This window comes from Psychromonas arctica, from assembly GCF_036697365.1.
Taxonomy (GTDB): domain Bacteria; phylum Pseudomonadota; class Gammaproteobacteria; order Enterobacterales; family Psychromonadaceae; genus Psychromonas; species Psychromonas arctica_A.
Genome location: NZ_JBAHZA010000007.1, coordinates 159,332 through 172,703, shown reverse-complemented (window position 1 = coordinate 172,703; position 13,372 = coordinate 159,332). Strand labels below are relative to the sequence as shown.

8 protein-coding genes are annotated in these 13,372 nt (G+C 37.3%); 5 read left to right on the top strand and 3 right to left on the bottom strand.

The window, feature by feature from the left end; all coding sequences use genetic code 11:
• The first annotated feature begins 138 nt into the window (after window positions 1-138).
• The 5 genes from V5290_RS10235 (at window position 139) to pyrE (ending at window position 8,222) form a co-directional block, all read left to right on the top strand.
• Window positions 139-3,036, top strand: a complete 2,898-nt coding sequence (locus V5290_RS10235; RefSeq protein ID WP_333384988.1) for an insulinase family protein — start codon at window positions 139-141, stop codon at window positions 3,034-3,036.
• 353 nt (window positions 3,037-3,389) lie between these two features.
• Complete coding sequence (locus V5290_RS10230) at window positions 3,390-4,139, top strand: DUF481 domain-containing protein (RefSeq protein ID WP_333384986.1); 750 nt, start codon at window positions 3,390-3,392, stop codon at window positions 4,137-4,139.
• Between the two features lie 335 nt (window positions 4,140-4,474).
• Window positions 4,475-6,697: a transporter substrate-binding domain-containing diguanylate cyclase gene (locus V5290_RS10225; protein WP_333384983.1), complete on the top strand. Its 2,223-nt coding sequence runs from the start codon at window positions 4,475-4,477 to the stop codon at window positions 6,695-6,697.
• 160 nt (window positions 6,698-6,857) lie between these two features.
• Window positions 6,858-7,577, top strand: a complete 720-nt coding sequence (gene rph, locus V5290_RS10220; RefSeq protein WP_333384980.1) for a ribonuclease PH — start codon at window positions 6,858-6,860, stop codon at window positions 7,575-7,577.
• A 3-nt stretch (window positions 7,578-7,580) separates the two neighbouring features.
• On the top strand, window positions 7,581-8,222 hold the full coding sequence (pyrE, locus tag V5290_RS10215) for an orotate phosphoribosyltransferase (RefSeq protein WP_333384977.1): 642 nt from the start codon (window positions 7,581-7,583) through the stop codon (window positions 8,220-8,222).
• Window positions 8,223-8,360: 138 nt separating this feature from the next.
• Here the strand turns inward: pyrE and V5290_RS10210 are convergent, their stop codons facing one another.
• Genes V5290_RS10210 through V5290_RS10200 form a run of 3 tightly spaced genes read right to left on the bottom strand, consistent with a single transcriptional unit; the run spans window position 8,361 to window position 13,166 of the window.
• Window positions 8,361-11,450 (bottom strand): multidrug efflux RND transporter permease subunit, encoded by a 3,090-nt coding sequence (locus tag V5290_RS10210; protein ID WP_333384974.1) that lies wholly within the window; start codon window positions 11,448-11,450, stop codon window positions 8,361-8,363.
• A gap of 8 nt (window positions 11,451-11,458) precedes the next feature.
• On the bottom strand, window positions 11,459-12,580 hold the full coding sequence (locus V5290_RS10205) for an efflux RND transporter periplasmic adaptor subunit (RefSeq protein ID WP_333384972.1): 1,122 nt from the start codon (window positions 12,578-12,580) through the stop codon (window positions 11,459-11,461).
• Between the two features lie 4 nt (window positions 12,581-12,584).
• The gene (locus V5290_RS10200) at window positions 12,585-13,166 is read right to left on the bottom strand and encodes a TetR/AcrR family transcriptional regulator (protein ID WP_333384969.1); all 582 of its coding nucleotides are present in this window, start codon (window positions 13,164-13,166) and stop codon (window positions 12,585-12,587) included.
• Window positions 13,167-13,372: the final 206 nt, after the last annotated feature.

Here is a 13,372-nt window from a genome sequence, read left to right as displayed (position 1 = left end):
AACTAATAAATATTGGGTAGTTGTGTCCTAAAACTCCTATTTATTCATGGTGAGAAGACTTTTATTTTGCTTTCACTTGTTGCATAGTCCACTGTCTTCACCATTTGCTTTCACAATATAATTAAAAGAGCTCATTAAATGATGCCAGTTAAGCCCATTTATCTACTATTTTGTTGCATGTCTTTAACCCTTTCTGCTTTTGTTTATGCGGCCACTAATTCATCTGCTGAGTCTACTATGAAAAATATTGAAGTAATTAATAGTTCGATTACCCAAAGCCCTAATGATAAACGTGAATATCAAGTGATCCGTTTAGCAAACCAACTAGAGGTTCTGCTTATTTCCGATCCTGATTTAAAAAATAGTGCAGCTTCTTTATCTGTACCGATCGGAAGCATGCATAATCCAGATTCACAGCTTGGCTTAGCCCATTATTTAGAGCATATGCTATTTCTAGGTTCGAAGCGCTATCCAGTGATTAATGAATACAGTAAATTCATGAGTCAAAATGGTGGATATACCAATGCATATACAGCACAAGATGCAACAGTCTATGGATTTGAAGTCAATGATAATGCATTTGGTGAAGCATTAGATAGGTTAGGCGATGTTATGAATGAGCCGCTTTTAGATGAACAGTATGCTGAAAAAGAGCGCCATACAGTAAATGCAGAAAATGAAACGTATGTTGATAATGATATGCGTAAACTTTATGCACTTCAGCGTTACTCTCTGAATCCAGAACATCCAATGGCTCGTTTTAGTACTGGTAACTTAGAGACGTTAGTAGATAAACCAAATAGTAATTTGCAAGAAGAGCTAACTGCTTTTTTTAAAGCACATTACTCAGCAAATAATATGAAAGTTGCTTTGATTAGCCCACGCTCAATTCAAGATATGCAAACTATTGCTGTAAAATTTTTAACGCAGATCCCTAATAATAATGTCACTACACCGCTGATCATGACTCCATTAGTTACCGACAAACAGTTAGCTTTAGAAGTGCAAATGAAACCTACGGTTGATCTGAAGTTGTTACAAGTGAATTTTTTGATCCCAAGTGTGAAAGATGAATATATGTATCAACCGGGCGGTTATATTAGTCGTTTATTAGGGTCTGATCATAAAGGTGGTTTATCTGATTATCTACAAAAGTTAGGTTTAGCAGAGTCAGTTTCTGCAGGTTTTTATGCAGCTCAAAGCGAACAGTACTCTCAGTTTAGTTTGACCTTTAAACTCACTAATAAAGGGTTAACTCAGCAAGATACCGTGCTAGCAAGTTTATTTGCTTATATTCAGTTAGTTAAAGATAAAGGGATTAACCAACTGCAATATTCTGAACAGAAAAAAAGTTTAGATAACTATTTTCAGTTTTTGCCGAAGCAATCTAGTTTTCAATATGTGATGTCTCTATCTGCGAATATGCAGAAATATCCTTTGCAGGATTTACTCTCTTATTCATTCCGTTTAGATGCCTTCAAGCCGAAGTTAATAGCACAACTATTGGAGTATCTGACACCTGAGAATAGCCGTTTATTCGTCGTTTCTCCCGATGCAAATGTAAATAAAGATATTCCATTTTATAAAGGAAAATATGCACAGCATAAAATTAAACCTTCTCGTCTACAGCGTTGGTTAAACTCTGCTCTGGATATTCAATCAAAAATGACTTTGCCTGTGCGTAATGACTGGTTACCTGAAGACTTATCTATAGTTCAAGAAGAAAAAAGTAAACAGGCGATCCATTTAGTGAAAGAATCTGGCTTATCGGTTTGGATTAAACAAAGCCAATTAAATCAGCCTAAAGGAACCTATAAGTTACAATTAAATAATGATTTGAACGATCGTAGTCCTGCTGCGCGAATCAAAATAAATCTATTATTAGATGTGCTACAAAAACAATTGGCAGAGCTAAGTTTTGTTACTCAAGAAGCTGGTCTTGGTTTTTCTATTAGCAGTAACGATGGACTGATGATTAGTACCAGTGGTTATAGTGATAAACAGGGGAAATTATTACTGACCTTATTGGATTATTTAAATAGTATGGAAATTGATGAACAGTCGATAAGCTTAGCTAAGCAAGACCTAATACGTCGATTGAAAAATCAATCCAAAATGAAAGCGATGGATTTAGGCTTAGACGGCTTTAGAAAGGTCGTACGTTCTCCTTCATGGTCGAATGAAACTCTATTAAAAGCTGTTGACCCAATAACCGCTGATGACCTTAAGCAATTAGTTAAACAAATATTATCTCAATCTAGTGTTAGATTATTGGCCTTAGGTAATTTCTCTACTATTGACGTGTTGCAATTAACCGCGCAATTAAAGGTGAAGATTAAAATTCAGCCTAATCCATTTTATACCATTCATCGCTTACATGCTGACCCAGAACAAGGTGCTTTAAACTTTGTCCGTCAATCAGAGTTAGATGATGATGCGCTAGCTAGTGTGTATTTGATGGTCGACCAAGATCCTATCTCACAAGCAAAAGCTGAGTTATTAAATAAGCTATTAAAACCTGCTTTTTATGATCAAATTCGTACTCAAGAGCAACTAACTTATTCTCCTTTTACCGCCAGTATTGAAGTCGATAAAAGTGTTGGTTTTGGTTTATTTACACAAAGCCCAACCATTGGAAGCGCTGCTTTATATGAGCGATTTAAAGCATTTTTAGAGAACTTCAAAACGGTGTTAGCAAATACTACCGAAAGCGAGTTTGAAGAGATAAAGAAAGCACATATTGCCAACTATTTAGCGAAGCCAAGTAACCTCAGTACAGAGTTTTCTTACCTGATTGGTGAGTGGATGAGCAATAAAGATAAAATTGATACGAAACAGCAGCATGTTGAACAACTACGCTCTATAACTTTAAAAGAAGTACAAGCATATTACAGTCGCTTATTCTTTGATAAAAGAGAAGCTCAACAAATTATTGTACAAGTTAAAGGTAAAAAGTTTAGTGAAGAAGCTCCTTTATCACTGACGCCTGAAATTGCCATATCAACAATTGAACAGTTAAACATTCAACCAAAGTAAACATTACTTTTCGTACATTATATGTGAACTTTTATAAGTGATCATGTTCACACTTAATGTACGCAGGTAAGGAACTTACAGAAGCTCCATTAAATCATTAATTACTCAAGCTCTTAGGTGAAAGCCCACAAGAGCTTTAGCTATGTATGGGACAAACTGAAATATTGGAGTAGTTATTTAATACTATTACGATATAGCCGTTCTGAGTGCAACTATATTATTTTAATGGGGCTGTGAGGACAAACAATTACATGAAATTAAGGCATTTTTACTGAGGTAAAAACTATTAATAGCTGTAATGGGTACAAGTACATAAGAAATTTATAACAATAAAAAAACAAAGGACGAACAGTATGAAAAAAATACTACTTACAACGGCTGTTGCATTAGCATTACCTTTAAATGTTTATGCCGCTGATGAGAAAAGCGAGTTTGTTGAAGGTGACGCAACGGTTGGCGGCGAAGCCGAGTTAGGGGCAACGGTAACGACAGGTAATACTGACACTTCTTCATTTAAAGCTGCTTTGGAAATAAAGCAAGAGCTGTCTAATTGGGAAAATACTTACTCTTTTGATGGTACCTATAAAAAAGATGAAGATGAAGTTACTGCAAAACGTTATTACTTCGAAGTACAAGGTGATTATCAAATTGATGATGTAAGTTATTTATTTGCTAATACGAACTATGAGATTGACCCTTTCTCTGGTTATGACTACGCATCTAGTACATCTGCGGGTTATGGTTACCGTTTTATTGATACTAAGCGTATGTCTTTAACGGCTGAAGCTGGCCCAGGTTATGTTTACCAGAAGTATGATGATGATTCAGCTGAAACTGAAGGGGAAGATTACGATGCAAGTGCGGTTGCACATATCGTTGTTGATTTCCAAACTAAAATTGGCGATTCTGCTAAATTCCAACAAAAGTTTGTTGCGGATTGGGGAAGTAAACTAGATGGCCGTTCAGAAACATCAATTTCAGCTAACTTAGTTGGTTCATTGGCAATGAAATTTGCTGTCGTGGTTCGTTATGATAATAAACCACTTGAAGATGTTAAAAGTACTGACACAGAAACGACGATGACATTATTATACGGCTTCTAATATTAGGGTTTAATAGTGGCTCACTCTGTTTTGAGGCAGTTTATTGAATCTAACTCTTATCGTTAGTACAAAATAATAAAATATCACAATAAGGCAATTAACTAATATGATTGTTTTATTGTGATTTCACCTTCCAATTACTTCTCTTAAACTACTTTATTTATTATTTTATCGCGGTAATTAACTGATAAATATAATAAAATGGCCTGTTTTGATGTGCTTAATGTTACTTATATCACATTAGCTTTGTTGGTTTTTAGTTTTATTTTTTAAATGTTATGTTACCTAATGACATTTGTTAGAATCTTTCCCTCTAAATTAAAAGGTTAATATTCATGCGGCTGTCTCTGCCCTCTGCTTTGCTTACAATGATTAATATTGTGTTTATGACACTGATTTTTACTCATAATGCTTTTGCACAGCCAGAGAAAATAGAAGCAGAGATAGAACTTACCCCCCAAGAAAAGCAGTATATTAAAGACCACCCAGTCATTAAAGTGCATACCGCAGCCTCATGGCACCCTTTCAATTATATCGAAAACGGTGAAGTATCTGGTTACAACAATGATTTGATCCGATTAGTCGCAGAAAAAACAGGATTAAAAATCGAGTTTGTTATTGGTTACGAATGGAATGAATATTTAGAAAAATTAAAAAATAAAGAGATAGATGTTCTCTCTAATATGAAAATAACCCCTGAAAGACAGCAATTTACTACCTTCACACATAACCAAACCCTAAGCTCTATAGATGGTTTACTTACACGAACAGGAGAAGTCTTTTTAAATGATTTCAGCGATATACAGTCTATCGCTGTGATAAAAGGCTTTTATTATGAAGAACTTCTTAATAAGTATTATCCTGATATACAGCTCATGGTTACCAACACAACAGAACAAGCGATTCAATTGTTAGTAGATGGGAAAGTAAATGGTGTTTTAGATTCTTACGATGCGATTAATTACTATGTTAAACGCTCTTTACTGCCAAATGTAGTGAATACTGCGTTAATAGATCATAAGGTTTTTCATTATTTGCCTAAATTTATGGGAGTACAAAAAGGTAATTTAGTATTACGTGATATTCTTGATAAAGGTTTGTTATCGTTAAATAAAAAAGACATAGATGAATTGCATCAAAAGTGGAAGTCGCAAATTAGCTTTGGCAAATCCTATTACGCAGCAAACTACCAAGATCGATTACCTATTCTTTCTAGCATACAACAAAATTATTTAGACAAACATGGCGCATTAATTATGTGTGTCGATCCTGATTGGTTGCCTATAGAAGCCATCAGAAATGGCAAACATATTGGTATTTCTGCTGAATTTGTACGTTTATTCGCACAACGTATTAGCAGCCCAATAGAACTACACGTCACTTCAACTTGGGCGGAAGCACTACAAGCGTTAAAAGATGGGCGTTGTGACTTTACTCCTACGATTAAAAATACGCCTCGTCGTAAGGAGTTCCTATCTTTTACACCTGACTATGTCGCTTTCCCATTAGCATTAATAACAGCGGGTGACAATTATCCTTATAAATTACAACAGGTACTGCATAAACCTTTAGGTATGTTGAAGGATAGTTCATACCGAGAATTGTTAAGTGAAAAATACCCGGATGCAGATTTTCACGAATACCATACCTTGAAAGAAGGATTGGATGCGGTAAGCGACGGTGATATATATGGTTTTATTGATGTGCTACCTGTGATGGTGAATCAGATTCAACATGCGTATCCTAATTTAAAAATAGTGGATCAATTTTCAAGTGATTACTCATTTGCTTTGGCCGTTGAAAAAGGGAATTTAACGCTATTAAGTATTTTCAATAAAGTAATTGGGTCGATTAGTCTCCAAAAGAAACAAGAAATCTTAAACAAATGGTTACCTGCATTATATGAAAGAAAGACCAGTGTTGAAGGGTACTTAATTGCAGTAATTGGCATGTTTCTTCTTACCTTTTTGTTATTGCTGTTATCACTTTCTTATAGAACGAAGTATAAAAAACTACACATAAAAAATATCCATTTAGAACAACTTGCCATGCGAGACTTCTTAACCAGCTTGCCAAATCAGGCTTATTTCAATGAGTTTTTCAAGAAAGAGTGGGTGAGAAGCAGACGCTCAGGTGAAAAAATTTCTTTATTGTTAATTGATGTTGATAATACCAAACAGGTTAACGAAAAATATGGTCGCAACATTGGTGACCAATGCTTAATTGAACTATCTCAACGTTTAAGTAACATTATTCAACGCCCTGCGGATTTATTAGCTCGCCTCGAGCAGGATACCTTTGCGGTATTATTGCCAGACACCTCGGAAGAAGGTATCAAAGCACTTACGGCAGAAATTTTTTATATGATTAACGGTTGGAGCTTTTCTTTTAAAGGCATGAAAGACCCTGGCTCTATTACCATGAGTATTGGTGCAGCTTGTATGGTATCTAATGGCGATTACTTAGAAGAAGAGCTAATGCGTCGTGCCGAGCAAGCTTTATATCAAGCTCAGGATAAAGGGAAAGGGCAGTTAGTGATTTATAAAAATAACCATTAAAGTTAAATCATTTAGATAAAGTCTGCTTAGCTTATAATAAGTCATCACAATATGCCTTACTGCCTCTAGCAATCTTCTTTAGCTTGTTCTTTAAGGTGTTTTGCACCTGATGAGATAATCGGTATAATCGGCGCTTATTTACTCATAAGGTCCGCTGTTTATGCGTCCTAGTCACCGCTCTCCCGAACAACATCGAGATATTACCATTACTCGGCATTATACCGATCATGCCGAAGGCTCTGTATTAATAGAGGTCGGTAAAACTAAAGTCCTATGTAATGCTAGTGTTGCAATGTCTGTACCGCGTTTTTTACGTGGTAAAGGCAAAGGTTGGGTGACCGCTGAATATGCAATGCTACCTCGTGCTACGCATGCGCGTAATCAACGTGAAGTAGTAAAAGGTAAACAAGACGGTCGAACATTAGAAATTCAGCGTTTGATTGCTCGCTCATTGCGTGCCGCAGTAAATTTAAAAGCATTAGGTGAACATACCATTACTGTCGATTGTGATGTAATTCAAGCAGATGGCGGCACACGTACAGCCGCCATAACAGGAGCATGTATTGCCCTTGTAGATGCACTGAACTGGATGGTGGCAAGTGGAAAGTTAAAGAAAAACCCACTAAAACAGATGATCGCCGCCATTTCTGTTGGCATTTATCAAGATACTGCCATTTGTGATTTAGACTACGCCGAAGACTCAAAAGCACAAACTGATATGAATATTGTGATGACAGAGCAAGGCGGTATGATTGAAATTCAAGGCACGGCTGAACAAGGTGAGTTTAGCCACACCCAATTATTAGCAATGTTGGCGTTAGCCAATAATAGTATTACCCAGTTAATTATCGAGCAGAAAAAAGCATTGGAAATGGAGTAAAAAATGAAAGCTTATCAAAAAGAGTTTATTGAGTTTGCAATTGAAAAACAGGTATTAAAATTTGGTGAATTTACCCTAAAATCTGGACGTATTAGTCCATATTTCTTTAATGCTGGTTTGTTTAATACCGGTAGAGATCTGGCTCGATTGGGTCGTTTTTATGCTGCTGCACTGCAGGATTCAAGTATCGATTTTGACTTGCTATTTGGTCCTGCTTATAAAGGCATTCCAATTGCTACAACTACAGCAGTTGCTTTGTCTAATGATTATGATTTAGATGTTCCTTATTGTTTTAACCGTAAAGAAGCAAAAACTCATGGCGAAGGTGGGAGTTTGGTTGGGTCTGACTTGGAAGGTAAGATTATGCTGGTGGATGACGTGATCACTGCTGGTACAGCGATTCGAGAGTCAATGGATATTATTAATGCACATCAAGCACAGCTTGCAGGTGTGTTAATTGCTTTAGATCGCCAAGAAAAAGGTAAAGCAGAGTTATCAGCGATTCAAGAAGTAGAACGTGATTATGATGCCAAAGTTATTTCGATTGTTAAACTAGCTGATGTGGTAACTTACCTTGAAACATTACCTGACATGCAACAACACCTTGAGTCTGTTAAAGCGTACCGTGCTCAATACGGTATTTAAGTGATTGTTTAATATGTACTAATACGTTAACTAGCCTTATTTTTATGATATTGCTGTAACTAACAAGTACAAAAAAAGGCGAAACAGTTATGCTTCGCCTTTTTACATTTTACTTATAAAACTGTATTCGCTTTATCTTTATGATTCGGTTTTGCTATTAACCATTGGTACTTTATCTTCATCAAATTCAGGGCTCGCTTTATGTTGGCTTGCGATGAATGAATAGATAACAGGTAGAATGAATAAGGTAAATAACGTACCAATCGATAAGCCCGCTACAATAACAATACCAATACCAAACCGACTCACCGCACCAGCACCAGATGCAAATAGCAGTGGAATCAAACCTGCTACCATCGCTGCCGTTGTCATTAAGATTGGACGCAAACGTACTGTCGCTGCTTTTTTCACAGCTGCAATACGATCTAAGCCATGATGGAGCTGTTCTTCTTTAGCAACTTCTGCAATCAAAATACCATGTTTAGTAATTAAGCCTACTAAGGTGATCAATCCCACTTGCGTGTAGATATTCATGGTTGCGGCACCCCAAGCAAGTACCATTAATGCACCGCTGATCGCCAATGGAACAGTCATGATAATCACTAGCGGATCTCGCATACTTTCAAATTGACTAGCGAGTACTAAAAAGATGATAAACAATGCCAAGATAAAGGTGACATATAATGCTCCACCTTCAGTCACAAATTGGCGAGCCTCACCTAAGTAATCATGAGTATAACCTTGTGGTAATTTAGTCTCAGATAAGCCCTCAAAGAAAGTAATTGCTGTACCCATTGTCACACCCGGTGATAGTACCGCGCCAACAGTTGCACTATTAAGCTGATTGAAATGAGGTAATGAACGGGGCTCTGCAACCACATCAATTGTAATTAACTCACTTAACGGTACCATATTGCCATTTTTAGCCGGGACATAAAAATCGCCTAATTTTTCTGGCGCTAATCGATATTTCCGCTCTACTTGTGCAATTACTTCATAACTACGTCCGATTAAGTTAATGCGATTTAAATAGCCGTCACTTAATAATGTCCCTAGCGTTATCCCGATATCTTGCATAGTTACCCCGTAGGCACCTGCTTTATCACGGTCTATTTTGATATTCATTGTTGCTGAGTCAAAGGCTAAATCTAGCTCTGAATAAACAAAGTTAGGGTTCGCTTGGGTTTCTGCTAAGACATCTGTAGCAATGCTCACTAAGCTTTGGAACGGATTAGATGTAGTGATTACAAACTGCACCGGTAAACCACCAGAAGATCCTGGTAATTCAGGACGTTGGAAGGTCACTGTGGCAACAGAAGGGATCTCTGCGAAAGCAGGTGTTAAAGTCGCAGATAGTTCCGCAGGTCCTTTTTCACGTTGGCTCCAAGGCTTCATAATCGCGATACCAAATGCTTGATTAGCATTAGGGATACCCGACATAGCTAAGCTACTTTCCACTTCTGGTTGTGCAGAAATCTCATCAGTAACCAAACGCATACTATTTTCAATGAAATCGAGATTAGCATTGGAAGGGGCTTTAGAGAGCATCATTAATACTCCTTTGTCTTCCTTTGGTGCTAACTCTGATGGAATGAATTTAAATAAGTAAGGTAATGATATAAACACTAATATGGCAAAGATAATGATGGCAGGTCGACGTGTCATAATTACATCAAGCGCATTACCATATTTATTGGTTAACCCTGTTAATACTTTATCAACACCACGCTCAAAACGGTTTGGTTGATGATTAACAGTTAACATCTTGCTACACATCATAGGAGATAATGTTAAGGCTACGATACCCGAGACAAATACTGCCCCAGCAAGGGTTAAAGCAAACTCGGTAAATAATGAACCAGTAATACCACCCATTAACGCAATAGGCGCATATACAGCTGCCAGCGTAATTGTCATCGAGATAACCGGCACTGCAATTTCGCGGGTACCTATAATCGCCGCACGGAAAGGATCCTCGCCTGCTTTAATATGCCGGTCGATATTTTCTACCACAACAATCGCATCATCGACCACCAGACCGATCGCTAATACCATGGCTAGTAGCGTCATTAAATTGATGGTAAAACCAAACATCTGCATCACTACTGCAACGCCAATCAATGAGAGTGGGATAGTAATAATTGGGATCACAACTGCACGCCATGAACCTAAGAACAGGATCATTACGATAAGTACAATTAAACCTGCTTCTGCGATAGTTTTAACTACTTCATCAATAGACTCTTCGATAGCGATTGTTGAATCGTAGAGTACTTCCATATTGATTGAGCTTGGATTACTTTTTTCCAAGCTTGGCAGCATATCTCTTACGTCGGCAGTGATATCTAATGGATTAGCCGTAGGTGTTGAGTCAATTGCGACCACAACGGCGTCATTACCATTTGCCATAGCACGGTATGTATCATGACTTTTTTCTAATGAAACACGCGCGATATCTTGTAAATGTATGGTTCTACCATCATCGCGAGTTGCAATAATTAGCTTCTCAAGCTCTTCAGCACTAGTAACCTGTGTTTTTGCATTGCCATTAAACAGGGTGTAGTAACCCATTGCTTGGCCTGTAGCAGATTGAATGTTATTGGCCTGTAGGATACTAATGACTTCAGAGGTACTTAGCCCAAATGCGGCCATGCGTTCCGGATCTAGCCAAATACGCATTGCAAACTCAGTACCGCCATAAAGGTTAACTTTTGCTACCCCGTTGATGCTGAATAACTGAGGTTTGATCACACGTTGTAGGTAATCAGTGATTTGACTTGAGTTAAGCTGATCACTTGAAAAAGCAATATAGATAACCGATGTGGTTGAACCTGTACTGACATCAATCGTTGGATCTTCTGCTTCACTGGGTAGTTGGGAGCTAACGCCGTTAACTTTGGCGAGAATATCAGCGACTGCGCCGCTTGGGTCAGTATTCAAGTTCATGTTCACGGTAATAACAGAACTACCTAAGGTACTTTGTGAACTGATATAATCAATGTTATCTGCCTGTGCAATGGCTTGTTCAATGGGCTGTGTAATAAAGCCTTGAATCAGATCTGCATTAGCACCGTAGTAACTAGTTGTCACTGTTACTACGGTATTGGTCATATTAGGGTACTCTCGTACCTGCATTTTGCTCAGCGCTTGCACACCTAACAGTACAATGAGCAAGCTCAACGATACTGCTAAAACAGGGCGCTTTATAAAAATATCGGTAAATTTCATTCAATCACCTACAGAGCTGGAAGAACAGAGGGTGCATCAAGCGCATCGGATTCAACAATTTTAACACGTGAGCCATTGCTTAAACGTATTTGACCGCTAGTGACGATTTGATCGCCTGCTTTAAGGCCTGACAGTACGTGTATTTTGTCTTCTTTGGTTTTACCTAAAGTCACAATCTGCTGTTTCGCTTCTAAGTAAGTATTACCATCGTCTGCTTCTTTCTCAGTGAGCACATAAACTGTTTCACCGTATAATGTATAATTAATTGCAGTTACTGGGACGACGATTTGATCTTCAATAGTTGGTAAAATCACATCAGCTTTAGCAAACATACCTGAACGTAATATTTGTTGCTCATTAGGTATAGAAGCTTGAACTTGTACTAGGCCGCTTTGAGAATTTACGGCTGGTTCAATTGCTGAAATTTTACCGGTAAAGGCTGTATCTGGCTGAGCATCAATAAAAATATTCATCGCCTGATCGATATGCAATTTATTCAAATCGTTTTGCGCAACAGTAAAACGTATTTGCATGCGGCTAATATCTTCTAATTGCACAATTTCTGAACCGCTCGCTAAGTATTGACCTAAGAATACATTTCTCAGACCGGCGATACCTGAAAACGGTGCGCGAATAGTGCGTAAACTAATAGTTGCTTCATAACCTTCTATTTCACCTTTTAAAGCAAGAAATTCTGCTTCTGCATCATCAACATCGCCTTGTGAAATAGAGCCTTTTTTGAGTAGGGACTTGAGTCGTTTGTAATTACGTTCAATGGCAGGCAATCGAGCTTTAGCTGTTTTTAGGTTAGCTTTTTCTACTTCACTGTCTAAGTATAAAATAGGCTCATCTTTCTTCATCTGCTGTCCAGATGTGAAGTTGATTTTTGCTACCTTGCCAGCGACTTCATTGGCAATGGTTACACCTTGAATTGGTTCGATAAATCCTATTGCACGAAGATGTGGAGTCCAATCCTCTAATGCTGCTGTCGTTGCAGTCACCGAAAATACAGGAGTAGGGCGAGAAGCAAGATATTCTTTAATCTTTTGTGCCTTAAACATGTTAAATCCAATGACACTGCCAAAGACGACAATTGCTAAGATGATTGCCGAAGCTATCCATTTTTTCATTATGTTAGTCCTGTTCGTTAAGGTGTTGGTTTTGAATAATATGCCAAGAAGCATCCCTGACTTGGTTTAGCTGTGACTGCTCTGGTACGACTCTACCTTTTGTAACTTGTTTGGCTAAAGCAATTGCCGTTTCCAGGCTTGCTGCAATTAACGCGAATAATTGCCAATTCACAAAACGCTCTGAATCGATGCCTTCTTGGTAGAAGTCAATGATCAGTTTAAATGTTTTGTTTTCAAATAACGTTAGCTCTGTTTGGTCAATATTAGGCACATAATGCAACATTTCTAATAAGCTTAAGCGCTTCGGATTTTCAATCACAAAATTGAAAACGTTTTGCCAAACCAAATCATATTTCTCTTTGTTAGAAAGTGTCGTTTTCCAATCTTTAAAAATAACTTCTGCAGATTCAGTACTAATGAATTTTTGCAGTTCATTTAACAATGTTTCTTTGCTTTCAAAGTAACGATAAATGGTGCCAATAGAAACACCTGCCTGTTCAGCTAGGTTTTGCATTGAAAATGCATAAAAACCATATTGAGTTAATACGGTTTCTGCTGCGATTAGGATTTTAATTTTTTTTTGCATTATTTTATTTAAAAAGTGAATGAATGTTCATTATCGTTAAATGACATATTTTTGCAATCTTAAAGTAGCAATCTACTTTATAAACATTATGGACTATTTTTAATTCACTTTGTCAAAAAAATATATGTATATAGGTTTGAAGGAGTATAGTTTTTCTCCTGTACTGACTTTCTATGTAAAGATCCGTAAAATCAAACTGATCTTTT

What these genes read in the sequence shown, in the direction of transcription:
- V5290_RS10235 (WP_333384988.1), top strand. Translation starts at nt 139, where the DNA reads ATGATGCCAGTTAAGCCCATTTATCTACTATTTTGTTGCATGTCTTTA.
- V5290_RS10230 (WP_333384986.1), top strand. Translation starts at nt 3,390, where the DNA reads ATGAAAAAAATACTACTTACAACGGCTGTTGCATTAGCATTACCTTTA.
- V5290_RS10225 (WP_333384983.1), top strand. Translation starts at nt 4,475, where the DNA reads ATGCGGCTGTCTCTGCCCTCTGCTTTGCTTACAATGATTAATATTGTG.
- rph (WP_333384980.1), top strand. Translation starts at nt 6,858, where the DNA reads ATGCGTCCTAGTCACCGCTCTCCCGAACAACATCGAGATATTACCATT.
- pyrE (WP_333384977.1), top strand. Translation starts at nt 7,581, where the DNA reads ATGAAAGCTTATCAAAAAGAGTTTATTGAGTTTGCAATTGAAAAACAG.
- V5290_RS10210 (WP_333384974.1), bottom strand. Translation starts at nt 11,450, where the DNA reads ATGAAATTTACCGATATTTTTATAAAGCGCCCTGTTTTAGCAGTATCG.
- V5290_RS10205 (WP_333384972.1), bottom strand. Translation starts at nt 12,580, where the DNA reads ATGAAAAAATGGATAGCTTCGGCAATCATCTTAGCAATTGTCGTCTTT.
- V5290_RS10200 (WP_333384969.1), bottom strand. Translation starts at nt 13,166, where the DNA reads ATGCAAAAAAAAATTAAAATCCTAATCGCAGCAGAAACCGTATTAACT.